Annotated in this window: 23 protein-coding genes and 2 pseudogenes; 14 read left to right on the top strand and 11 right to left on the bottom strand. The window is 68.0% G+C overall.

The window, feature by feature from the left end:
- Nucleotides 1-60: 60 nt before the first annotated feature.
- The gene (aspS, locus tag ACWDR4_RS08815) at nt 61-1,383 is read right to left on the bottom strand and encodes an aspartate--tRNA(Asn) ligase (RefSeq protein ID WP_450405708.1); all 1,323 of its coding nucleotides are present in this window, start codon (nt 1,381-1,383) and stop codon (nt 61-63) included.
- Nucleotides 1,384-2,317: 934 nt separating this feature from the next.
- On the opposite strand from aspS, the gene ACWDR4_RS08810 reads away from it, so the two are divergent.
- A complete protein-coding gene (locus ACWDR4_RS08810; protein ID WP_450405705.1) occupies nt 2,318-3,220 on the top strand; it encodes a hypothetical protein in 903 nt (300 codons plus the stop codon).
- Between the two features lie 16 nt (nt 3,221-3,236).
- Here ACWDR4_RS08810 and ACWDR4_RS08805 read toward each other — a convergent pair whose 3' ends face one another.
- Complete coding sequence (locus ACWDR4_RS08805; protein WP_450405702.1) at nt 3,237-3,401, bottom strand: hypothetical protein; 165 nt, start codon at nt 3,399-3,401, stop codon at nt 3,237-3,239.
- Nucleotides 3,391-3,654 (bottom strand): hypothetical protein, encoded by a 264-nt coding sequence (locus ACWDR4_RS08800; RefSeq protein WP_450405700.1) that lies wholly within the window; start codon nt 3,652-3,654, stop codon nt 3,391-3,393. Before ACWDR4_RS08800 ends, ACWDR4_RS08805 begins: the two co-directional genes overlap by 11 nt.
- Nucleotides 3,655-4,051: 397 nt before the next feature.
- On the opposite strand from ACWDR4_RS08800, the gene ACWDR4_RS08795 reads away from it, so the two are divergent.
- The 3 genes from ACWDR4_RS08795 to ACWDR4_RS08785 all read left to right on the top strand — a co-directional run bounded on the left by ACWDR4_RS08795 (nt 4,052) and on the right by ACWDR4_RS08785 (nt 5,882).
- Entirely contained in the window at nt 4,052-4,756 is a 705-nt protein-coding gene (locus tag ACWDR4_RS08795; protein WP_450405697.1) for a restriction endonuclease, read from the top strand.
- 139 nt (nt 4,757-4,895) lie between these two features.
- A complete protein-coding gene (locus tag ACWDR4_RS08790) occupies nt 4,896-5,606 on the top strand; it encodes a hypothetical protein (RefSeq protein ID WP_450405695.1) in 711 nt (236 codons plus the stop codon).
- Nucleotides 5,607-5,636: 30 nt separating this feature from the next.
- A complete protein-coding gene (locus ACWDR4_RS08785) occupies nt 5,637-5,882 on the top strand; it encodes a hypothetical protein (protein ID WP_450405692.1) in 246 nt (81 codons plus the stop codon).
- 29 nt (nt 5,883-5,911) lie between these two features.
- Here the strand turns inward: ACWDR4_RS08785 and ACWDR4_RS08780 are convergent, their stop codons facing one another.
- Both ACWDR4_RS08780 and ACWDR4_RS08775 read right to left on the bottom strand, forming a co-directional pair.
- Nucleotides 5,912-6,616 (bottom strand): nucleotidyltransferase domain-containing protein, encoded by a 705-nt coding sequence (locus ACWDR4_RS08780; RefSeq protein ID WP_450405689.1) that lies wholly within the window; start codon nt 6,614-6,616, stop codon nt 5,912-5,914.
- Between the two features lie 139 nt (nt 6,617-6,755).
- A complete protein-coding gene (locus ACWDR4_RS08775; RefSeq protein ID WP_450405687.1) occupies nt 6,756-7,307 on the bottom strand; it encodes an ATP-binding protein in 552 nt (183 codons plus the stop codon).
- A gap of 346 nt (nt 7,308-7,653) precedes the next feature.
- Here ACWDR4_RS08775 and ACWDR4_RS08770 point away from each other — a divergent pair, with 346 nt between their 5' ends.
- Together ACWDR4_RS08770 and ACWDR4_RS08765 are read left to right on the top strand one after the other, a co-directional pair.
- Nucleotides 7,654-7,920, top strand: a complete 267-nt coding sequence (locus ACWDR4_RS08770; RefSeq protein WP_450405684.1) for a helix-turn-helix transcriptional regulator — start codon at nt 7,654-7,656, stop codon at nt 7,918-7,920.
- A gap of 124 nt (nt 7,921-8,044) precedes the next feature.
- Nucleotides 8,045-8,515 carry a hypothetical protein gene (locus ACWDR4_RS08765; RefSeq protein ID WP_450405683.1) on the top strand — a complete coding sequence of 157 codons (471 nt, stop codon included), beginning with the start codon at nt 8,045-8,047 and terminating at the stop codon, nt 8,513-8,515.
- A 309-nt stretch (nt 8,516-8,824) separates the two neighbouring features.
- Here the strand turns inward: ACWDR4_RS08765 and ACWDR4_RS08760 are convergent.
- A pseudogene (locus tag ACWDR4_RS08760) lies at nt 8,825-9,075 on the bottom strand (IS1380 family transposase); the annotation flags it as partial.
- A gap of 268 nt (nt 9,076-9,343) precedes the next feature.
- Here ACWDR4_RS08760 and ACWDR4_RS08755 point away from each other — a divergent pair.
- Complete coding sequence (locus ACWDR4_RS08755; protein ID WP_450405680.1) at nt 9,344-9,529, top strand: hypothetical protein; 186 nt, start codon at nt 9,344-9,346, stop codon at nt 9,527-9,529.
- Between the two features lie 54 nt (nt 9,530-9,583).
- Here the strand turns inward: ACWDR4_RS08755 and ACWDR4_RS08750 are convergent, their stop codons facing one another.
- Nucleotides 9,584-10,738, bottom strand: a complete 1,155-nt coding sequence (locus ACWDR4_RS08750; RefSeq protein ID WP_450405677.1) for a tyrosine-type recombinase/integrase — start codon at nt 10,736-10,738, stop codon at nt 9,584-9,586.
- A 95-nt stretch (nt 10,739-10,833) separates the two neighbouring features.
- Between ACWDR4_RS08750 and ACWDR4_RS08745 the strand changes: the two are divergent.
- The 5 genes and pseudogenes from ACWDR4_RS08745 to ACWDR4_RS08725 all read left to right on the top strand — a co-directional run.
- A pseudogene (locus ACWDR4_RS08745) lies at nt 10,834-10,998 on the top strand (pirin family protein); the annotation flags it as partial.
- Between the two features lie 195 nt (nt 10,999-11,193).
- On the top strand, nt 11,194-12,645 hold the full coding sequence (locus tag ACWDR4_RS08740) for a hypothetical protein (RefSeq protein ID WP_450405675.1): 1,452 nt from the start codon (nt 11,194-11,196) through the stop codon (nt 12,643-12,645).
- Nucleotides 12,646-12,752: 107 nt separating this feature from the next.
- Nucleotides 12,753-13,229: a MarR family winged helix-turn-helix transcriptional regulator gene (locus tag ACWDR4_RS08735; RefSeq protein WP_450405672.1), complete on the top strand. Its 477-nt coding sequence runs from the start codon at nt 12,753-12,755 to the stop codon at nt 13,227-13,229.
- Entirely contained in the window at nt 13,226-13,699 is a 474-nt protein-coding gene (locus ACWDR4_RS08730; RefSeq protein WP_450405671.1) for a MarR family transcriptional regulator, read from the top strand. Before ACWDR4_RS08735 ends, ACWDR4_RS08730 begins: the two co-directional genes overlap by 4 nt.
- 41 nt (nt 13,700-13,740) lie before the next feature.
- Complete coding sequence (locus tag ACWDR4_RS08725; protein ID WP_450405668.1) at nt 13,741-14,091, top strand: tetratricopeptide repeat protein; 351 nt, start codon at nt 13,741-13,743, stop codon at nt 14,089-14,091.
- An 88-nt stretch (nt 14,092-14,179) separates the two neighbouring features.
- On the opposite strand, the gene ACWDR4_RS08720 is transcribed toward ACWDR4_RS08725, so the two are convergent.
- Complete coding sequence (locus tag ACWDR4_RS08720) at nt 14,180-15,613, bottom strand: PepSY-associated TM helix domain-containing protein (RefSeq protein ID WP_450405665.1); 1,434 nt, start codon at nt 15,611-15,613, stop codon at nt 14,180-14,182.
- Between the two features lie 180 nt (nt 15,614-15,793).
- On the opposite strand from ACWDR4_RS08720, the gene ACWDR4_RS08715 reads away from it, so the two are divergent.
- Entirely contained in the window at nt 15,794-16,435 is a 642-nt protein-coding gene (locus ACWDR4_RS08715) for a peptide deformylase (RefSeq protein ID WP_450405662.1), read from the top strand.
- Between the two features lie 30 nt (nt 16,436-16,465).
- Here the strand turns inward: ACWDR4_RS08715 and ACWDR4_RS08710 are convergent, their stop codons facing one another.
- Nucleotides 16,466-17,902, bottom strand: coding sequence for a dihydrolipoyl dehydrogenase family protein (locus ACWDR4_RS08710; RefSeq protein WP_450405659.1), 1,437 nt, complete (start codon nt 17,900-17,902; stop codon nt 16,466-16,468).
- 129 nt (nt 17,903-18,031) lie between these two features.
- On the opposite strand from ACWDR4_RS08710, the gene trxA reads away from it, so the two are divergent.
- On the top strand, nt 18,032-18,400 hold the full coding sequence (gene trxA, locus ACWDR4_RS08705; protein WP_319090984.1) for a thioredoxin: 369 nt from the start codon (nt 18,032-18,034) through the stop codon (nt 18,398-18,400).
- A gap of 115 nt (nt 18,401-18,515) precedes the next feature.
- Here trxA and ACWDR4_RS08700 read toward each other — a convergent pair whose 3' ends face one another.
- The gene (locus ACWDR4_RS08700) at nt 18,516-19,961 is read right to left on the bottom strand and encodes a benzaldehyde dehydrogenase (RefSeq protein WP_450405656.1); all 1,446 of its coding nucleotides are present in this window, start codon (nt 19,959-19,961) and stop codon (nt 18,516-18,518) included.
- Nucleotides 19,962-20,426: 465 nt separating this feature from the next.
- Nucleotides 20,427-21,461: a LacI family DNA-binding transcriptional regulator gene (locus tag ACWDR4_RS08695; protein ID WP_450405654.1), complete on the bottom strand. Its 1,035-nt coding sequence runs from the start codon at nt 21,459-21,461 to the stop codon at nt 20,427-20,429.
- Nucleotides 21,462-21,618 lie beyond the last annotated feature (157 nt).

Genomic DNA, 21,618 nt, shown 5'->3' with positions numbered 1-21,618 from the left:
CGGCGGCGCCGCCCACCCCCCGCGCCCCCCCCCCCCCCCCCCCCGGCCCTTTGGCGGTGACTACGGGGTGAGCCGGTTAGGACCACGGAACAGGAAGGTGGCCTCCCGGATCGACTCAAGGCCGAGCATCACCATCAGGACCCGCCCGAGCCCCATGCCCAGACCGCCGTGCGGCGGGCACCCGTACCGGAACGCGTTCAGGTAGTCCTGCAGCAACTCGGTGCCCATGCCCTTCTCCGCAGCCTGCTTCAGGAGCACGTCGTAGCGGTGCTCGCGCTGCGCTCCGGTCGTGACCTCCAGGCCCTTCCACAGCAGGTCGAAGCTGAGCGTCACACCCGGGTCGTCCGCCGGCCGCATGTGGTAGAAGGGCCGGATACTTGTCGGATAGTGGGTAATGAACACCCACTCGTGGCCGGTCTGCTCTTTGATGTGCGCTGCGATCCCGCGCTCGCCCTCCGGGTCCAGGTCCTCCTTCACTCCCGCCGGGTCCCAGCCCTTGGACCGAAGGATCTCCTGTGTCTCAGCCATCGTGATCCGCGGGAACGGCTTCGTCGGCACCGTGACCTCAACACCGAACGTCTCCTGGATCGCCTCACCGTGTGCGTCGGCGACCTTGGCGATGGCATGGGCAAGCATCTGCTCCTCGAACACCATCACGTCCTCGACCCCGTCGATCCACGCCAACTCCACGTCCACGCCAGTGAATTCGGTGGCGTGCCGGGAGGTGAACGACGGCTCGGCGCGGAAGACGGGCCCGATCTCGAAGACCTTGTCGATACCGGCCGAGATCGCCATCTGCTTGAAGAACTGAGGCGACTGAGCCAGGTAGGCGGAGCGGTCGAAGTAGCCGAGCTTGAACACCTCGGCGCCGGACTCCGAGGCGGTGCCCATCAGCTTCGGGGTGTGCATCTCGGTGCACCCCTGCCGATAGGCGTACTCGCGCATCCCTTGCTCAAACGTGGTCTGCACAGCGAACAGCAGTTGCGCCTGGGGCCGGCGTCGTACGTCCAGGAACCGCCAGTCCAGGCGATGTTCGAGTCCGGTCTGGTCGTCGATGGGTAGTGGTGTCTCTGCCCGGTTCAGAACCTCGACTGATTCCGGGAGGATCTCCAGGCCAGCGAGTTTCACGATCGGGTTGTCCACCACGCGACCGGTGATCCGGACCGCGGACTCAGGTGTCAGCCCCTCCAGTGCGGCCTCGACCTCGTCGCCTTCGCCGCCGCGTTTGTGGGTTACCTGAACCATGCCGGTGTGGTCGCGCACAACGACGAATTGCATTTTGCGCTGCAGGCGGAGCGTGTTCACCCAGCCCGATACGGAAACGGTCTGTCCGACATGCTCTCGCAGGTCGGACACCAGTACACGGCTAGTCGTGCGGATCATCGCAGCCCTCCAAGGGGCGTCGTCATGATCCCTTGGGGGCGCGGACGAGAAGGGTACTCGCGGTGCCACCGCGCCTTTACCGCAGCTCAAAGAGCCACGGCCTCATTCATGCCCGATGACGGGGGCCAGCCGGCGGGGCATTAGGCCTTCCACAGGCCGTTCCTCCCCGCGCTCAGGAGGGTCTTCACTTCGGGGTGCAAGGCCGCCTTCCCAGCTACCGGCGACTCTCTCTGCTTGCGTGATCCCGCAGCTACTTGTCTCCTTCAACGCATTGGTGTTGAGCATAGCGGGGCAGGCGGGGATACGACAGCAAGATCACGCGAACGAGGCAGCCTGCCACCAACCGGCCATCTTCTGGCACCCGTCCCGTCCCCTTTGCCGCGCCGGATCTGCCGGATTGACGTACAGCCACGGCAAGGGCCCACCACCGTCAAGGATCTTCACGAGCCGTCGCTCCACGCCGTCGTCACGGAAACAGTCCGGGCGCCCCTGACGAGTTGCCCGGCCCTCGGCCGCATCCCTCTGACCAGGACGCCCCGCCCCCCAGGGCCGCGACATGCCAGCCATCCAGGATGGCCACACACCATCCTCGCCACAGGTCCCACCATGCCAGCGGACCTGCAGACCTTTCGCCAGGAAATTCTCGGGAGATATCACGGGAGTGATTTTTGGCAGATGCAATCAAGCTCTACGCTGCGCTGGTCAGATCCTCGCACGGATTCGCCTCCTCCAGGGGGAAGAACGCTCTCGAATGTGACGGCAATCTGTGCGACTCGGAATTCACCATTCCCTAGGTTTACACCGATCCTACTTTCGTAACCACGGGCCCACGCACTCATGAATGATCGGCAAATGTGAACACCGGGCGCGAACTCTCGTCCCGACTTTCCACCACCGACCCTGCGCGAGCGACTCAGCGGAAGGAGCCCTCACGATGGAAGGAATATCCGCGCCCGGGAATTTGGTTGAGGTAATCTCAACCCTGAAATCGGAACCGCCCGACCGCAGCATCAAATACGTGTTCAAGACGTCAGACAGGGCTACCTTCGAAGCCGTACAACTCTGGGAGGGAGAGCACCAAGCCTATTCAGTGTGCATGTCGGCCCAAGCGGGATGCAGGTACGGCTGCACACACTGCGCCACTACCTTCGCCCGCACGCCCTTCGTTCGAAATCTACAGGCGGAAGAGATCACCTCTGCGGTGGAGCAGTTGGATGACGAGGTGCGCACTCAGCAAGGCCCCCTCGCCTGGGTCGATTTCGCCGGGGTCGGGGATGCCGCCGCAAACTGGACTCACGTGACCGCCGCCGCGAGAACGATCGTCGGTCGGGAGTTGGCTCGGGAGGTGAAGGTGACCAGCATCGCGCCGCAGGCTTGGGTGCGTAATCTCCTGAAGCCCAAGGCTTGGCCCCCGGGGCGCTTCATGTTCTCGCTGCACGGTGCCGATGCTGCTCAGCGCAGGGTAGTCATCCCACGCGCGGACGACCCTTCCACCGTCTTGCCTCTGTGGGCGGCCGTGGCTGAGATGCGCCCGGTGCGGCTGAACTACGTTCTTTGCGAGCACAACACGCGACCCGAGGATGAAGCGGCGCTGATCGATCTGCTCGCTCCCTACGCCGGACGCTTTCTCCTGTTGCGGCTCTCCAGTTTCAACCCGGTACACGGCAGCCCCCTGCGCCCAAGCCCGCGAGAAGAAGCATTCATCACTGCTCTCTCCCATGGCTTGAACGGCTGGACGGTCTCCCACCACTTGTCTGCCGGCCGGGAGTCGGCGGCTGCCTGCGGGCAACTTCGTTCAGACATCCTGGAACTCGCTCCGCCAGCCAGGCGCCCATGATGAGAAGCCGGTGCGCCTAGGAGTGCGACTGGTAGACGCGTATCCGGCTGTCGCCGAGGACATCGGTGGCCGCCGCTCGGAAACCCTTCACAACCTGGTACAGCAGGTGCTCCCGCTCGGCGGCGAGCGCGGTGTCCGCGGCCTTGCGGGAGGTGTCTTCCGCGTGGGCATCACGCACCATCCGTCGCATGACCTCGGCGAGGTCGTCGGCCGCGCGGACCACACCGTAGGTCCGCCTCCACCACGGAAGGCGGACCCTCGATGATGACGAACTCGGCGACCCGGTGGACGCCGCGGACCTGAGTGGCGAAGCGCTCCATCTTCTCGTCGACGTCCCGCAGGTCCGGCCGGTCCGCCCGCAGCGCGTCGCGCACCGCGTCCAGGGCGACATCGCGGTCGTACACGGTGCCCAGGTAGTTCGCGTAGGCGTCCACGGCGGTGCTGCCGGCGCCACTGGCCGAACTGCGAGCGCGCCGCCGCGCGCCCGGTGACCATCGCGGAGCCGAGGATGGCAAGTGAGCCTACGGCGGCGCCAAGCAGTGCGGTGAGTCCATCGTCCATGGCGCCATTCTGCCTATGGCGAGGCCCAGTTGAGGCGCAGCCAGAAGCGCGACCAGGTTGCGAGGCGGGGTTGAGCGCCAAGTCGGCCGACTGTACTCGTGCTCCGTTGTCGATCGAGGCCGAAGGCAGTTCCTCGTCCACCGAGCACAAGCAGCTGACCGGCGAACCGAACACAGCACCACTCCACGCTGGCCAGAAACGCCTACTTGGCATTTCCGCCCCGCACTTCCACACTGCCCACCAGATTTACAACAAGGGGGAGGGATTCCGATGCCCAAGCGGAAGGGACGCCGCACCAAGGCGCAACGGCAGCGAGAACTACGCCAACGGACAGGCTTGGCGGCGGCCGGGATCGCAGCCGTGCTCTTCGTCCTGTGGCAGTCGCCGTGGCTCCTGTTGGGCATCGTCGGAACGGGCACCGTGGGTATCGCCGCCTGGCTTCTGTGGAAGGCGCACGCCCGGGAGAGCGCCGGCGACCGCACGTGGCGCGAACAGGACCGGCGTATGGAGCTGGAACGCTCCATGACCACCATCGACGCCATGACCTGGCAGGACTTCGAACATTACGTGGCCGAGTTGTGCCGCCGAGACGGCTGCACCGATGTCGCTGTGGTAGGCGGCTCAGGAGACCTTGCCGCAGACATCCTCGGTAACATGCCCGACGGGCGGCGCTTGGTCGTACAGGTCAAGCACTACGCGCCCCACCGCACGGTTCCCAGTGGCGACATGCAGAAGTTCGTCGGCATGGCCTTCAACGAACACCACGCGGACGTCGCCCTGTTCGTTGCCACCTGCGAGTACGGAAAAGCTGCACGAGACCTCGCGGTCAAGCATCAAATCGTAGCTCTCAACCGCAACTTGTTCGGCTCCTGGAACAGCGGAGCGCCACTGGAATCCCTCCTGCCCTTGAGCGGGACCGGCGGCGGAATACCCCACCGACGCTCGGCAAGAAGACGTCCCAAAGAGGCCTCCTGATCTCTCCACGGGTCTGTCTGCAGCCTCCGCTGCCTGCCTTGGAGATCGTCCACCTGGTGGGCCCCCACCGGGTGGATCGGCAGGGCCGGATGCCAGAACTCGGTGGCGTCAGAGACGGCAATTCCCTCACGCTGAGGAAATGTCGAACACGATCACCCCGCGCCTTCAGTACAGCTCCACAGCCGTACGCCCGCGCTGGGCCGACCTGCCACAGGATGTCCGTCGGCTTGTCTCTCGGCACCTGGGCGGCGTGGTGGACGCCGGGCCGAGTGCCGGAAGCGGGTTCACCAGCGGCTTCGCCGCCGTGCTCCATGGCGCCAACGGGCCCGAGTTCGTCAAGGCGGTCGACGCCCTGGAGAACACCGTGATCGCCGACTGCTACCGGCGGGAGGCACTGATCAACCAGGCGCTCCCCGCAGAGGTGCCGACGCCCCGTCTACGGTGGATCGAAGACCAGGCAGACGGGTGGATCGTCCTGGGATTCGATGCTGTCAAGGACGGCCGCATGCCCAGTGCGCCGTGGAACCCTGTCGACCTTGCAGCGACGCTCGACGCCTGGACGGTCACGGCCGAAGCACTCTCCACGCCATCCGAGGCACTCCAGCAGGTCGGCCTCGAACCAATCGGTGACGACAGCGACTTCGCCGACTGGCGCGGCCTCGTCGGCGGTGCTTCCAGTACGAAAGCCCTGCCGACATGGGTGCCGACCAACTGGCTGGAAACATTGGCTGAGCTCGAAACCCAATGGCGACAGGCCGTGGCCGGCGATGCAGTCCTCCACCACGACCTGCGCCAGGACAACGTTCTGCTCGACACAAACGGATCCGCGTGGATCTGTGACTGGAACTGACCGTGCCTCGGGGCGAGTTGGTTCGACCTCGTGCTCCTCCTGGCCACAGCACACGCCGATGGGCACGACGCCACCCTCCTGTTCGCGAATCATCCCACGGCCCGAGGAGTCGACGGTGAGCAGCTCGATGCGGCCCTGGCCGCTCTCTCGGGCTTCTTCCTGGTCTCCGGCGCACAACCCCCGGCAGACTGGTCCCCGTACATTCGCCAGCGCCAGACCTGGTGCGGCGAGGTCACTCTGCGATGGCTGGCCGACCGTCGCGGCTGGACGTTCTGACAGTCGAAGTCGTCCAGGGGCAGGATCAGTCAGGCCGTTCCGCTGCGCCGATACCCGGCCCACAGGCGCCCACCTACCTGGGCCAAGACCTCGTCCACCACGTCGACAAGGGCCCCAGACCGTCCGTCCAATGCCTCACGGACTGCGTCATGCAGGCGCCCGTCGAGCCCCGGCGCGGAGATCACCAGACGCCGGGCTAGCCACTTTCCGCCGCCCCTCCACGCGCCGGCATGCGCCAACGCCAGCTCACCGGTCCGCCGCGCCAGTTCCGTGGCGATGAACAGACGCTCACCCGGATCGGGGCTTCCAGCAAGATCGTCTAGAAGATCCGTGATCGCATAGCGGTAGTCCTCAAGCTCCTCGACAGTCGCAGCGGGTGGCCCCGCAGCGGCCCGCTTCCGGGCCTCGGCCGCGAGGCGCTCACCGGCACCGTCCCTGTCAAGGAGCAGCAGTCCGTCCACGCACATCCACAGCAGGGGCGACCGGCGCTTCCGCACCTCCCGCTCCACGAAGGTGTGCCACGTCTCCTCGGTATGCACGAACAGCTCGACCGGCCAGTCCCCATGCTGAATGCTCTCCCGGTAAGGAGCCGGGGCTCCGTGCAACAGCACCACGATGTCGAGATCAGACGTCATCGTGCGGCGCTCCGTGATCACACAGCCCCCGAGGAACGCAGCCCGAGCGGCAGGATGACGTTCCTCTACAACAGCGCGCGCCGCGGCAACCGGATCCACGCAGCCACTATCCGTATTTCCTACGCAGCATGCACGCGGTTTCTTCGACCGGACCGGAACGCTGTCCACCAACAGCGGGCCATCCGGGTGAGCGGTCGTTTCAGGTGGCTCCGCCAGAAGCGGCCTGTCCGTAAGCCGCTCAGGCCGCTTGATGTTCAACTCGCGGATGTACATCGGCTGTCGGTACAGCTTCCGCGCCGGCCAGGTGGGCGCTGCCGGCACAGGTGACGATCGACCTCTCTGCAGGCACGTCACCCTTCGAGGACGTCAAGGTTGCGGGGCGCTCCGTATGAGTGGGGATTGCCAGTTCGAACCAAGTGGTCTTCCCCGCTGTGCAGGGGTTCGACCCCCACTCCGTCGCCAATGCGGCGACGAGGAACAGGCCGCGCCCATGCTCGTCCGTGGGCAGCGCCTGTGCCGGAGTCACGGAGGTGGGATCGGCATCAGTGACTTCCACGCGGATCCGCTCTGCGACGCACCGTACGCACACCACGCACGCGGCCTTCGTGTGCGTCACCGAGTTCGCGACCAGTTCCCCTGTGAGCAGCTTCAAGTCGTGGATCAGTTCCTCGCCCAGACTCAGCCCAAGCCGCCGAGCGCGGTCCGCAACGCGGTCCCGTGCTGCAGGCACCGCTTCGACCAGAGGCGGGACGGTGAACGCGTAGGGCAATTCTTCGAGCGGGCGAGACATAGCTGGAACCTCTCGATGGGCAGGAGCTAGGGCGTCAACGCGATCTCCCATAAGCGAACGGATCGCTCGCCGACCTCACCAGGCAGCCCCGCAGGGCAACCTGGAGATCCGGAAAAACCCCGGCACGTGGCGGATGACCACCATGGGGCACAAGCCGCCCAACTCCCTATCCCTCTGGTGATATCACCGTCGCGATGGTGTCCCGCAGGGGACATGACGTGTCCCTCCCCCTCGACAACCCGACCGTCGCGAAGGTCGCAGATAGCCGAAATTCCCGGCCCGACCAAGCCGCTCTTTCTCCGGATTCTCATCCTGTCGTCACCCTCACCACGACAGGAGTACAGCCGTGTCGCAGCCGAGCCAAGCAACCGAAACTGCCTTCTTGACCCTCCCGAAGGCCTCCGAGTATCTGGGCATCTCCCCCAACACCCTTTATGTCTGGCGTCATCGCCGACAAGGACCTCCGAGCTTCCGCATGGGCCGGCGTGTGATGTACCGCATCACTGCCCTTGACACCTGGGTGCGTGCTCAGGAACGGGCAGACTCTCGCTCCAACCCCGCCCTCAATCCCCTGGCGCAGATGCCGCAACGCCGCTCACGGGCAACCAAATAGATAGCACCCCGCCCCAGACCGAATCTCCTGCAAAAGAAACTTCCGCAACAGGGATAAGAACCTGCTGCGGACTGCGTTACGAACAACCAGCTCGTGACCGACGCACCACCCGGAGGACCTCGCATTGGCCGGATACATAGAAGACCGCTGGCTCGAGAAGCGGCCTGATAAACGAACCGGCAAGCGGGAGCGAACCACCCTTTACGGGAAAGGCAAGCGCTATCGAGTCAAGGGGGTTCCCGGAGTCCAGGATCGCTCGTTCGAGACCAGCGAGGACGCCAAACAGTGGCTCGCCACCGCGAAGACCGACACCAAACGTGGCGAGTTCGTCGACCCGCGCGAAGGCGAGATCTCTCTCACCGACTACATCGTCGACCACTGGTGGCCGAGCCGCACGGACAAGCCCTCGGCGGAGGGTCCGATGCGAAGCCGCATCTGGAACCACATCATTCCGATCCTGGGCGACTTCCCTCTCCGGCCGCTCCGCGATGTTCACCTCCGAATACTCCATCGCCAAGAGCGACGGCAGGGAAGTCCTGTTCACCATGAGCCGCTCGGACAAAGCCTGGCTGGAGAGCGGCAGCTTCCTCGGTGAAGACCCGAACTGGACCGGCACCATCAAGTAGGACCTACGGCGACCGTCAAATTGCCACGGATCACACCAAGTTGTACGGCATTCTGTGCTGGTGGCATTCGATCTCAACACCCTCACCGCACCTGTGGTCGGCCTAGCCTCGATCGTTCATGAGCCCCCGTCAGCTTGCCGACGGGGGCTTTGTATCTGTGCAGTGGGGTCTTTTCGGGGCTGGGGCAGGCTGAGGGCCCGGCTCTCGCGTCGGGTCGGCGCCGGGTTCCACTTCGCCGGTGTGGTGGTGCGGGTTGTCGTGATGGTCGAAGTGGTTGTTCAGCCGGGGTTCGGGAGGATGCGGAGCCTGTCGATCGCGTGAGTGATGACGTCGGTCCAGGGCCATCGGGCCCTGAAGCGCAGCCAGCGGCGGCGGCCGGTGTGCGAGGGAGACGATCTCCAGCCGGATCCGGTTCTGCGCGGTGTCGTGCAGGGGCAGATTGCGCAGGCCGGTGTCGCGGGCGACCCGGATGCGGTCCTCGCAGGCGGGCCCGCCTGCAGTGACGCAGTTCCAGATCGGCGAGCGCCCGAGAGGCTGACCGGTTCCCTGTCCCTCTGGTGATGTCACCGATGCAATGTCATTCAAGACCACGCAGGTCACCCTTCCACGGCTGCGGCGACTGCACTTTCCCTACCCAGCGAGCGACTCTGAAGCACCTGTAGATCGTCAAGTGGCTGGAGATGTCGCGGTTCGCTGGTGGGGCGGCGTTTCCCTATCACTTGATCCGCTGCCTCGGCAAACCGAAGTCTGCAACGGATGCTCAGGCCTCCCGACCCACGTGATCTTGAGGACCTTGTATGCCAACGGAGTTCATGAACGCCAAGCAGACCGCCGAGTATCTGAACATGTCGATCACCTGGGTGTACCGAGATGCACCCAAACTCGGGCTCATCCCCTACAAGTTCGGGAACGGCCGTAGCGCCAAGCTGCAGTTCAAGATCGCCGATGTGTACGCCTGGGCTCGACAGCAGAAGCTCGGCTGATTTCCGCCACGTTGGATTCCTGGCCGCCGACACGGCCAGGAATCACCTGTCGCGTCAGGCCGCGAGTGCCATGTTCAGAATTTCCGCAGCCTTGCCGATCGACCCCGGCAGAAGATGCCGGTAGATCTTGAACGTGACATCAACGCTCTTGTGACCCATCCACTCAGCGACGTCCGTGATTGGAATGCCGTTACTCAGGCAGTTCGACGCGTAGAAGTGGCGGTTCCCATACAGGACCATCCCTTCCGGGATGTCCACCTTGCCCGATGCCCTGATCCGCCGCCACTGATTGTCCATTCCCCAATGCGGATAGGGCTTGCGAGGGTCAGTTGCCTGCCGCAGCAGGTAGCCGTCTACCGTGCCGTGCGTCTCGGCATACCACTGGATCGTCTCCCTGATCCGAGCAGGCAACGGCACATCGCGGTATTCCCCCACCTTGCGGTGCTTGAGTGGCCCGTACTGCCGGGTCGACAGCACGACCTGCTCGCTGATCCGATACACGTCATCGGCCACGATGTTGTTCAGGTTCACCGCGTACGCCTCGCCGTTGCGCAGGCCGCAGCCGCTCATCAAGTCAATGACCAGTGTGAAGGCGTCGTCACCTGCGGTTCGTATCGACCGCAACTGTTCAAGGGACGGGATCACCGCCCGAGCAGGGTCGTACTGCGGCGGTTTGACGCCTTCCAACGGGTTGTCGGAGAAGATTCCGAGCCGATGCGCGTCGAGGAGCACCGTGCGCAGCTTGTCGAAAGCGTTGGACTGGGTGGCCAGACCAGCGCCGTTGCGTTCCATCGTGCGGATGAAGCCGTCGACCACCTTGTGGTCGAAGGAGTTCATCCGCCGACTGCCGAGAGCCGGGTAAAGATGATGCTCCAACAGCGAGTCGAGGTGTCGTAGCGACGAGGCAGCCAAGTGCCTTTGCCCGGCCTTCCACTCCTCGACGTAATCCTCGAACCGCAGCCCCCCGTACTTCTGGATGCGCTCCGCCTTCGACTGCGACTGCGGCGCCGCCTTCTTCTGGCTGTAGACCTCCGACAAACGCGCGATCGCCTTGTCCTGAGTCCCGAAACCGGACTCCTCCGTCTGCTTGCCCGCCGCGCTGCGGTACCGGATCTTGTACTCGTGCGGGCACTTCGACCAACGGGATTCAGAGTGCTCGCAGTCCTTGAAGAAGGTGCCCATGCCGCGGGCGAGCGTGCGTGCTGCCATGTGGTGTTGTCTCCTCGGCGTCCGATGCTGACCCTTTGCTGACGCCCGAGGGTGTTCGATACCTCTGACCTGGGCAGAACCATCGATCACGTGGTATGTGGTGGAACTTCGTGGGGCGCACCCAGGCGGAGATCACACAGGCCCGCGACGACTGGGCGAAGGGGACGCGTTTCGGCGAGGTGAAGGGCTACGACGGAGCCCCTCTCCCCGCCCCCGAACTACCCGCGACCCCGCTGAAACCGCGGGGAAGGGTGCGCTGACCAGCGAATACACGGAGCGTCGGCGCCGAGCGTCCAGGATCGTCCGCTGAGCACGGCGCCTGTGCGAACACTATGACCGTAATGATCAAGGCCATGGTTTTCGGCTCATCCCGTCCTTAGGGTCCAACCCGCGGCGCAACGGTGCGCCCGAGGACAAGGAGCCGCGCCTTGGACAGGTTGAGAACGTTCGCACGCATGCCTCGACTGCTTCGAGGGTCGCGATCCGGCACGCAGCGCCGCGCGGGGCTGGCCGCCTGCCTCGCCGGGGTGGTGGTCGGTGCCCTCACGAGCGTGCCGTCCGCCCACGCCGACACCGACGCGGGCCGTCCGGTATCCGCTGCCTGCCCGGCGAGTCTGACGGAAACGGCCACCTGCTACACCGGCCAGGACACCAACGGCGCGTACTACGCCATCGCCGTTCCCAGGACGTGGAACGGTTCGCTCGTCGTGCACGCCCACGGCGGACCCGACCTCGGCGACGGCTCGGACCCCGAGCGCAGCATCGGTGACCTGGACCGATGGGCGGTGATGGTGAAGGAGGGCTACGCCTGGGCCGGTTCGTCGTATCGCCGCGGCGGCTACGGCACCAGGACGGCCGCCGAGGACACCGAGAACGTGCGGCGCCTGTTCGTCAAGGAGTTCGGCACGCCGAAGCGGACATATGTGCACGGGCAGTCCTGGGGCGGGGACGTCGCCGCCAAGGTGGTCGAGACATATGGCTCGAAGCACGGCCGGTACGACGGTGCGTTGTTGACCAACGGTGTCCTGGCGGGCGGTTCGCGTGGCTACGACTACCGCGTCGATCTTCGTGTGGTCTACCAGTACTACTGCCGCAACCATCCTCGCCCGACCGAGCCGCAGTACCCCCTGTGGGAGGGTCTGCGTGCCGGGTCCACGATGACAGCCACCGGCCTGCGGGCCCGACTCCAGGAGTGCACCGGTTTCGCATCGGCCCCGCAGGAACGGACCGCGCCGCAGCAGCGCAACCTCGACGACATCCTGGCCGTGAGCGGGATCCCGGAGCGCACCCTGGAGTCGCATCTGCGGTTCGCCACGTTCACGTTCCGCGACATCGTGACCAATCGTCTCGGCGGCCGCAACCCGTTCAGCAACGAAGGCGTGCGGTACTCCGGTTCGCACGACGACAAGGCGCTCAACGCCGACGTCGAGCGGTTCACCGCCGATCCGACCGCTGTGCGCGACCTGTCCTACGACAGCGACCTCACCGGCAAAGTGTCGATCCCTGTCCTGACGATGCACGCGATCGACGATCCGACGGCGTTCGTGGAGCACGAGGCGGCCTACCGCGCCACCCTCGAAGGCGCCCACCGGGGCCGGTACCTCGTGCAGACGTTCACCAGGGAGAGCGAGCACAGCGAGCTGAGCGACTCCGAATACGCCGGCTCCATCACAGCGCTCGACAGGTGGGTGCGCACCGGAAGGAAGCCCACCCCGCGGACGATCGCGGCATCCTGCCCGGCGTTCGACCGCACATACGGCACCGGCTGCTACTACGCCCCGGACTTCCACCCGGCCCCCTACGCCTCACGGGTCGCCCCCCGGCCGGGCGGCCTGAACTGGCCTGCCATGACCGCCGCCCAGGAGAAGTCCTGGAGCCGGATCGACGGCGTCGGCATCGCTCCCTGAGGTCTCCGAACACCAGGCGCCCCTCTCCGCTCCGGCGGATTGGGGGCCTCTCCCCTCCGGCGGATTTTTGATAGCCATGGCTATAGTATCCATGTACTTTATCCATCATGAGTACGACACCTGAGGGCGCGACCCCCGGCTATCTGGTCTGGCGGCTGTCGACGAAGTGGCGTGTGGCCGTCGACCGGGCGGTCGCGCCCCTGGGGCTGACCCACGCGCAGTACTCGATCGTCGCCTCGCTGCACGGCATGCGGCGCGCCGGTCTGCGCCCCAGCCAGCGTCAACTCGCCGACCACACCGGCCTCGAACCGCTGTACGTGTCGAAACTCGCGCGCGCCCTGGAGACCGCCGGCCTGCTCGAACGCACCCGGGACCCGCAGGACCCGCGCGCGGTGCGGCTGGCCCTCACCGAGGAGGGCAGCGAGGTCACCCGGCGCGCGATCAAGGTCGTACAGGGCCTGCTTCAGCAGTTGCTGGAGCCACTCGGGGGCCTGGACAGCGAGCGCACCCGGGACTTCGCCCGAGACCTGGCACTACTGCTCGACACCCCGCTCCACGCCGACCCCGAGAAGGAGCAGTCATGACCACACCCACCGCGGCGCCCGTGCTCAACCCGCGCGTCATAGCCCTCGCCCACTACGCCGCGCGGGCGATCCTCGAAAACGTGCTGGCCCGTCATGGCGTCACCTTCCAGCAGTCGGTGACGCTCAGGCTCGCCGTCGTCGCAGACGGGCCCGTCAACCGCGAGCATCTCGTCGGCGAGGTCGTCGACGCACTGAAGATCGACAAGGCCGACGCGCACGCGGTCGTCGACGAACTCGTCGGGGGCCGGCTGTTGACGGCCGAATCGCCCCTTCTGACGGTCACGGACGCGGGACGCGAGCTGTACCGCACCACCAGCGCCGAGACCGCACCCATCTCCGCACGGGTCTACGCCGGCATCCCCGCCGAGGACCTGACCGTCGCCGGCCGGGTGCTGTCGCTGATCACCGAGCGGGCCAACGCGGAGCTGGCCGCCATGGCCGGACCAGCGGCGGAACGAGCCGCGGAATGATTGACCGCCCGGGTCGGTTACCGCCTCCGAAGGAGGCACGAGTGAAGACCACGACGGACACGTACTACGACCACGGAACGGCGGCGGAGCGCTGGGAGCGGGCGCAGCTGTTCTTCGACGCCAAGGACTACGCCAGTGCGGCGCGGGTGCTGGGCGGGCTGGTCGAGGAGGTGCCGGAGCAGACCGCTCCCCGGCTGCTGCTGGCCCGCGCCTACTACCACTCGGCCCAACTGCTGCGCGCCGAGGCCGAGTTGCTCGTCCTCGTCGAGCGCGACCCGGTGGAGCAGTACGCCCGGCTGCTGCTCGGGCGCACCCTCCAGCGCCAGGGCCGCCACGAGGAGGCGGCACCGCACATGAAGCTCGCCTCGGCCCTCGCGGGCGACTTCGAGTAACTCCCCGTACGACGGACCGCACCACACGGCCCGGCTCCCCAGGCAGGGGAACCGGGCCGTTTCGTACGTACTCCCTGCCTCCTGCCTCCTACTTCGCGCCCGCCCGTTCCTTGTACGTCCGGTTGCCGCGCCGGTGGTCGATCTCGCCCAGGATCACGTCCACGGCGATGAAGGCGGCGAGCGGAATGCCCAACAGCGGAACGAAGTAGCCCACGACGGCCACGACCGCCATCAGCGGTACGAGGAGCAGCGGGGGCACCTGCTGCCAGGCGCCGCGCGGAATCGGGCGGCCGAAGGCGGAGGCGCGGCCGCGCAGCCACCACATGCGGTAGCCCCACAGGATGAGCAGGACCAGGGAGAGCGCAAGGGCCATCAGCACGAGCTGGTTGACGATCCCGAACAGGACGCCGGTGTGCGCGTCGATGCCCCAGCGGGTCAGTTTCGCGAGCACCGGGTAGTCCGCGAACCGGACGGTGTCGAGGACCTCGCCGGACGTTGGGTCCACGGCGACCGCGTCCTGCTTGGTGGGCCAGCTGCGCTGGACCTGCTTGACGACGTACGCGGAGGACTCGTCGGCGGGCGGGACGATCTCGACGGGGTCGCTCAGACCCTCGGCGCGGGCCGCGGCGAGGACCTTGTCGAGGCCGACACCATGCTCGGTGGTGCTCCCGGAACCGGCCGCCGCGTCATGCCCCGCGTGCTCGCCGCCCGCAGCGGAGGAAACCGAAGGGGTGGACTGGCCGAGGGAGGTGCGCAGGACGTCGATGTTGGCGCCCGCGTAGGCCGACCAGGTCAGGCCGGTGGCGGAGAGGAAGATGAAGCCGAGCGCCGCCCAGACGCCGACGGTGCCGTGCAGTCCGAGGGTGCGGCGGCGACCGCTGGTGCCGCGTATCTTGCGCTGCGTACGGCGGCGGGCGAACCACAGCACCAGACCGCCGCCCGCGATCACCCACAGCCAGCTCGCCGCGAGTTCGCTGTAGAGGCGGCCGTTCTCGCCGAGGTGCAGATCGCGGTGGAACTCGTCGATCCAGGTCCGCACCGGCAGCGCGCCCGTCGACCCGTACTGTTCGAGCGCGCCCTCCACCTTCGCGGTGTACGGGTCGACGAACACGGCGAGCGTGTGGGTCTCCCCGACACCGGGCACGCCGGACAGCATCACCCGCGTCGTCTCGTCGTCCTCGGGCGAGGGGCGTACGGCCGTCACGGTGCCCTCGGGGTGGACCTCGCGGGCGGCGGCCACCTGCTCGGAGATCGGCAGCTTGGTGTCGCCCACGGAGACGGTCATCTGATCCGAGTAGATGATCTTCTCGGCCTGGAACGAGGCCGCGTACAGAAAGCCGGTCAGAGCGGCGACCAGCAGGAACGGGGCGACGAGCACGCCCGCGTAGAAGTGCAGCCGCAGCACGAGCGGGCGGAGCGTGGCGGCTGCGGACGGTTTCGCCGCGGCGGAGGGTTTCGACGCGTCCGGCGAATCCGGGGAGTCCGGGGATTCGTCCGTCGTGGTCGTGGGAGCGGTGGACATCGGCGGGCTTCTCCGGAGGGCTGGGGACGGTGAGCGGGGGGGGGAGGCGACCGTGCGGGCGTACAGCTGTGGGGGCGGTCCAGTAGTCGGATGGGCGGGCCGTCGAGTTCCCGGCCCCGCAAGTGGCGTACGTCACACAGGGGGACGTCGGTTGCTAGAGGTGCATGACATCCTGGCGCCATGGCAACTCCCCATGACCCAAGCGCCCTTGCCGACCATGTCGAGCGACTCCTGGCCGTCGGCGGCCCGTTGCCGATCGTCGCCGCCGGAGACCCGGTGCTGCGACGCGCTTCCGTGCCCTTCGACGGGCAGCTCGGCCCCGAGCTGCTGACCCGCTTCGTGGAGGCGCTGCGCGAGACCATGCGCGATGCCCCGGGCGTCGGTCTGGCGGCCCCTCAGATCGGGGTGGGGCTGCGGATCGCGGTCATCGAGGACCCGGCGCCGGTGCCGGAGGAGGTGCGAGTGGTGCGCGGGCGGGTGCCGCTGCCGTTCCGGGTGATCGTGAATCCGGCGTACGAGGCGGTCGGCACCGAGCGCGCCGCGTTCTTCGAGGGCTGTCTGAGCGTGCCGGGCTGGCAGGCGGTGGTGTCCCGGCCCGCGGCGGTACGGCTCACGGGCCGGGACGAGTACGGGCATCCGGTGGACGAGGTGTTCACGGGGTGGCCGGCCCGGATCGTCCAGCACGAGACCGACCATCTCGACGGCACGCTCTATCTCGACCGCGCCGAGCTGCGCTCGCTGTCCTCCAGCGCGGCCATGGTGGAGCGGTGGGGTCAGCCGACCCCGGCGGAGGCGGCCGAGGAGCTGGGCTTCCCCCTCTGACCGCCCTCGCCAACTGGGCCCGCCCTACTGCTACTTCCCGTCGCGGAACGCTTCCAGGAGCCGTAGCCAGACCTCGCTGATCGTCGGATACGACGGCACCGCGTGCCACAGCCGCCCCAGCGGCACCTGTCCGGCGACGGCGACGGTCGCCGAGTGGATCAGTTCGCCCACTCCGGGGCCGACGAAGGTCACGCCGAGCAGGGTCTCGCGGTCGAGGTCGACGACCATGCGGGCGCGGCCCCGGTAGCCGTCGGCGTACAGGCCGGCGCCCGCGACCGAGGAGAACTCGACGTCGACCGCGCGCACCCGGCGGCCCGCCTGCTCCGCCTCGGCGAGGGAGAGGCCGACAGCAGCCGCCTCCGGGTCGGTGAACACGACCTGCGGGACCGCGCCATGATCGGCGGTGGCCGCGTGGGCACCCCAGGGGTCGGTCTCCAGGAGCGGTACGCCGGCCGCGCGGGCAGCGATGGCGGCGCCCGCGATCCGGGCCTGGTACTTGCCCTGGTGGGTGAGGAGAGCGCGGTGGTTGACGTCGCCGACCCCGTACAGCCACTCGCTGCCGGTGACCCGCAGGCTGTCGTCGACCGGCAGCCAGGAGCCCGGCTCCAGACCGACCGTGTCGAGGCCGATGTCGTCGGTGCGCGGGGCGCGGCCGACGGCGAAGAGGATCTCGTCGGCCTCGATCCGGTCGCCGGTGTCCGTGACCGCCACGACGGTGCCGTTCTCCCTGGTCACCGACTGGACCGAGGTCCCCGTGCGGACGTCGGTGCCCGCCTCCGCCAGCGCCTCGGCGACCAGCTCGCCCGCGAAGGGCTCCATGCGGGGCAGCAGGCCCTTGCCGCGCACCAGCAGGGTGACCTGCGAGCCGAGCGCCTGCCAGGCCGTGGCCATCTCGACGGCGACGACACCGCCGCCGACCACGATCAGTCTGCCGGGCACCGACTTGGCGCTGGTCGCCTCCCGGCTCGTCCAGGGTCCGACCTCGGCGAGACCCGGCAGGTCGGGCAGCTGGGCGCTGGTGCCCGTGCACACGGCGACCGCGTGCCGGGCCGTGAGCACGCGCGTCGAGCCGTCCTCGCCGGTCACCGTCACCGTGCGGGTCCCGGCCAGGCGCCCCTGGCCCCGGTAGAGATCGGCGCCGATGCTCTCCAGCCAGCCGATCTGTCCGTCGTCCTGCCAGTTCGAGGTCTCGTAGTCACGGTGGGCGAGGACCGCCTCGGCGTCCAGGGGGCCCTGGACGAGGTGGCTCAGGCCGGGCACGCGGCGGGCGTCGGCGCGGGCGATGACCGGGCGCAGCAGGGCCTTGCTGGGCATACAGGCCCAGTAGGAGCACTCGCCGCCGACCAGTTCGCTCTCCACGATCGCGGTGGAGAGACCGGCCGCGCGAGTGCGGTCGGCGACGTTCTCCCCCACGGGTCCGGCACCCAGCACCACTACGTCGTACACGTTGGATTCCGTTTCCGTCATGGGGCCAGTCTGGTGGGTGGTGTGCCCGGTGGCCACACGGGTAAGCGCGCGGAATACGCCGTCGCCGGGACGTGTTGTCCGAGCGCGACTCACCGGAAACGACCCGACAGCAGGAAGAGGAATCAGGTCATGAGCAGCACCGTGGAGCTGACCAAGGAGAACTTCGACCAGACGGTCACGGAGAACGAGTTCGTGCTGATCGACTTCTGGGCGTCGTGGTGCGGACCGTGCCGTCAGTTCGCCCCGGTGTACGAGAAGGCCGCCGAGGACAACCCGGACCTGGTGTTCGGCAAGATCGACACGGAGGCGCAGCCGGAGCTGGCGCAGGCCTTCGGTATCCAGTCCATCCCGACCCTGATGATCGTCCGCGACCAGGTCGCCGTCTTCGCCCAGCCGGGCGCCCTCCCCGAGGCCGCCCTGACAGACGTCATCGGCCAGGCCCGCAAGCTCGACATGGACGAGGTCCGCAAGTCGGTGGCGGCCCAGCAGGCCGAGTAGCCAGGCCGGGGCCCGCGTCCCCTGGGGCGCCGCAGCCCGCAGGGGCGCGGGGAACTGCGCGACCAGCCACAACGAACCCGCAGCCGACAACGCACCGGCCTTCCAAGCCGAGCGCTTAGAACGGGTACGGCGCCACATCCCCCCGCACAGTCGTCCACCGCACGTCAGTGAACGCCTCCAAGTTCGACTCCCCACCGAACCGCGCACCCGTGCCGGACGCGGCAACCCCACCGAACGGCGCCACGGCCTCGTCGTTGACCGTCTGATCGTTGATGTGGACGATCCCGGTCGGAATGCGCTCGGCAAGGTCCAGGCCACGTGCCGTGTCACGCGTGACGATGCCGAGCGACAGCCCGTAGGGACCGTCCGCGGCAAGGGCGGCAGCCTCATCGACGGTCGCGAACGAGCGCACGGGCGCAACCGGCCCGAAGACCTCCTCCGCATACGCGGGGGTCCGCTCATCGACGTCGGCAAGAACCGTCGGCCGGTAGAAGAGGTCCTCATGCGTGCCGCCGGCCGCAAGCCTCGCGCCACTCGCCGTGCTGGACTCCACCAGGCCGTGGATCTTGGCCAGTTGGGCGCCGTCGATGATCGGGCCGAGGTGGACCTGGGCGCGGTGCGGGTCGCCGACGGCGAGGGAGTCGGCCTTGGCGGCGAGCCGCTCGACGTACTCCCCGTACAGCGACTCGTGGACGAGGTGGCGGCCGGTCGTCATGCAGATCTGGCCCTGGTGGAAGAAGGAGCCCCAGGCGGCGGTGGAGATCACCGCGTCGAGGTCGGCGTCCTCCAGGACGACCAGGGCGGAGTTGCCGCCGAGTTCGAGGTGCGCGCGCTTGAGGTGACGGCCGGCCGCCTCGCCGACGGCCCGGCCCGCGGCCGTGGAGCCGGTGAAGGAGATGACGGGGACGAGCGGGTCGGCGACCAGTGCCTGACCCGCGTCGGGGCCGCCCGGCAGTACGTGCAGCAGGTCCTCGGGCAGGCCAGCCTCGGCGAAGATCGCGGCCAGGGACAGCCCGCCGCAGACCGCCGTACGCGGGTCCGGCTTCAGGACGACCGCGTTGCCGAGCGCGAGGGCCGGGGCGACGGAGCGGATGGAGAGGATCAGCGGGGCGTTGAACGGCGAGATCACGCCGACCACTCCGACGGGCACGCGCCGGGTGTAGGACAGCCGGGGCGCCTCGGAGGGCAGCACCTGTCCGGCGGGGCGGGAGGCGAGAGCGGCGGCCTCGTAGCACTCCTGAGCGGCGACATGCAGCTCGAACTCGGCCTTGCCGGGAATCGAGCCCGACTCGCGGACGATCCAGTCGCGCAGTTCCTCGGTGTGCGCGGCGAACAGGTCGCCCGCCTTGCGGAGCACTCCGGCGCGGACGAAGTGCGGGGTGCGTGCCCAGGCCGCCTGGGCGGTACGGGCGGCCTGCGCGGCCGGTCCGACGTCCTCACCGGTGGCGAGCACGACCGTGCCGAGCGCCTCGCCGGTGGCGGGCTCGGTGACGGTGTACTCGGGGCCCGACAGGGGACGGGCGGCGTGGGACTGCCAGGTCTTGGGGTCGAGCAACGGCATTGCGGCTCTCCGTTTCAGTCACCGGCGGGACGCGCGGAGCGAACGCGGGTCCCGTGTGGTTCGCGGCCGTTCGTCGGCCGCGGAGCGGGATGCGGTGATCCGGCGCACGGCAGAGCAGCACGCGGCGTCCGGTGTTCGACGGCATCCCCAGCTGGTTGAGCGTGCAACATCCTATGGCCTGTCAGACGGTTCGGGTCAGCGAAAAGCAACGACACTTCCCCCACGCACGCCAGCGAGACGCGCCTCGACAGGGGCGCGAGGAACTGCGCGACCAGCCCCCACCGAACCCGCAGCAGACCCTAAACCTCACACACCTGAAGCCGCGACGAACGAGCATCACACCGAGGGGGCACGCTCAGACGCGCCCCCAACAGGGGCGCGAGGAACTGCGCGACCAGCCCCCACCGGACCCGCACCGAACCCCCGACCCCACGCACCCGACCCCCCAAAGCCCAGCGCAGCGATTCAGCTGGAGTCGCGGTGGACGAGTGTCGCGCCGAGGACGTGGTGGGTCTCGGGGGCGGCGCCGGGGTTGCGTACCGCGCGGTCGACGAGTTCCGCGAGGTCCTTCCCGGCCGGGAGTTCGATGTGGACCGTGCTCAGTCTGGGCCGCAGCAGCCGGCCGAGGATCAGGTCGTCGGCACCGACGAGCGCCGTGTCGTCGGGGACGGTGACGCCCTCGTCCTGGAGGGCGCGCATCAGGAGCATCGCGTACTCGTCGTTGAACCCGAAGACGGCGTCCAGGCCGAGTTCGGGCCAGCGGGCGGCGAGGCGGGCCGCTGACTCCTCCTCGTAGGCGAGCGACAGCACGGTCACCGAGGCGTCCGTGCCCTCCACCGCGCCGCGCACCCCGTCGAGACGGGGCTTGGAGAAGACCTTCAGGCCCGGCTCCTCGGGCACGACGACGCCGATGCGGCGACGGCCTCGGGCGTACAGGTGGGCGCCCGCCGTGCGGCCGACACCCTCGTGGTCGATGAGCAGGCTGTGCGCGCCCTCGATGCGCTCGGAACCGAGCGTGACGACGGCCCGAGCGCCGGAGCGCTTCAGGACGGCCACGCCCTGCGGTCCGAGCCCGCCGACGGGCACGAGGACGGCGGCGGGCCGCAGTTCGGCCCAGGCCCGGGCGGCCTCGTCCCCGCGCAGACCGACGGAGGCGTACTGCACGACGGTGTAGTCGAGGCGGCTGAGCGCCCACTGGAGTTCGTTGATGAACTGGCTGTAGAGCGGGCCTATCGGCACGCTCGGGGCGGGCATCAGGACCATACGGCTGTGGCCGGCCCGCAGGCTGCGGGCCGCCGCGTGCGGAACGTACCCGAGTTCCTCCGCGGCCTCGTGGACACGGCGGCGGGTGGGTTCGCTGATCCGGACGGCACTGGTGTTGTTGAGGACGTAGGAGACGGTTGCGCGCGAGACGCCGGCCAGGCGTGCCACATCCGCGCTCGTGGGCACGGAGCGCGGCTGGGACGCCGCCGGGGCGGCCGAATTCGGTATCTGCACCATGACGTACGGCATCTTTGCAGAAGCTCGGGGCAAGGTTCGGAGCGGGGGAACTTCGCAATCGACCCGGTAGCAAAGGCGGTTGACGAAAGCGCTTCAGGAAAGCGCTTTACTGAAACGCTTCAGAAAGATCATCAAAAGATCGTTTCCGGATTGCCGA

This window comes from Streptomyces sp. NPDC000878, assembly GCF_053599695.1.
The sequence above is the reverse complement of the archived record's forward strand: the minus strand, read 5'-3'. Positions and strand labels throughout refer to the sequence as shown.

Bases quoted from the DNA above. Each gene is read 5' to 3' on its own strand.
- ACWDR4_RS08790 (WP_450405695.1), top strand. From the start codon at position 4,896: ATGTCGAACACGATCACCCCGCGCCTTCAGTACAGCTCCACAGCCGTA.
- ACWDR4_RS08755 (WP_450405680.1), top strand. From the start codon at position 9,344: ATGCCAACGGAGTTCATGAACGCCAAGCAGACCGCCGAGTATCTGAAC.
- ACWDR4_RS08695 (WP_450405654.1), bottom strand. From the start codon at position 21,461: ATGGTGCAGATACCGAATTCGGCCGCCCCGGCGGCGTCCCAGCCGCGC.
- ACWDR4_RS08730 (WP_450405671.1), top strand. From the start codon at position 13,226: ATGACCACACCCACCGCGGCGCCCGTGCTCAACCCGCGCGTCATAGCC.
- ACWDR4_RS08700 (WP_450405656.1), bottom strand. From the start codon at position 19,961: ATGCCGTTGCTCGACCCCAAGACCTGGCAGTCCCACGCCGCCCGTCCC.
- ACWDR4_RS08795 (WP_450405697.1), top strand. From the start codon at position 4,052: ATGCCCAAGCGGAAGGGACGCCGCACCAAGGCGCAACGGCAGCGAGAA.
- ACWDR4_RS08735 (WP_450405672.1), top strand. From the start codon at position 12,753: ATGAGTACGACACCTGAGGGCGCGACCCCCGGCTATCTGGTCTGGCGG.
- ACWDR4_RS08710 (WP_450405659.1), bottom strand. From the start codon at position 17,902: ATGACGGAAACGGAATCCAACGTGTACGACGTAGTGGTGCTGGGTGCC.
- ACWDR4_RS08715 (WP_450405662.1), top strand. From the start codon at position 15,794: ATGGCAACTCCCCATGACCCAAGCGCCCTTGCCGACCATGTCGAGCGA.
- aspS (WP_450405708.1), bottom strand. From the start codon at position 1,383: ATGATCCGCACGACTAGCCGTGTACTGGTGTCCGACCTGCGAGAGCAT.
- ACWDR4_RS08775 (WP_450405687.1), bottom strand. From the start codon at position 7,307: ATGTCTCGCCCGCTCGAAGAATTGCCCTACGCGTTCACCGTCCCGCCT.
- ACWDR4_RS08750 (WP_450405677.1), bottom strand. From the start codon at position 10,738: ATGGCAGCACGCACGCTCGCCCGCGGCATGGGCACCTTCTTCAAGGAC.
- ACWDR4_RS08740 (WP_450405675.1), top strand. From the start codon at position 11,194: ATGCCTCGACTGCTTCGAGGGTCGCGATCCGGCACGCAGCGCCGCGCG.
- trxA (WP_319090984.1), top strand. From the start codon at position 18,032: ATGAGCAGCACCGTGGAGCTGACCAAGGAGAACTTCGACCAGACGGTC.
- ACWDR4_RS08805 (WP_450405702.1), bottom strand. From the start codon at position 3,401: ATGGTGCGTGATGCCCACGCGGAAGACACCTCCCGCAAGGCCGCGGAC.
- ACWDR4_RS08810 (WP_450405705.1), top strand. From the start codon at position 2,318: ATGGAAGGAATATCCGCGCCCGGGAATTTGGTTGAGGTAATCTCAACC.
- ACWDR4_RS08720 (WP_450405665.1), bottom strand. From the start codon at position 15,613: ATGTCCACCGCTCCCACGACCACGACGGACGAATCCCCGGACTCCCCG.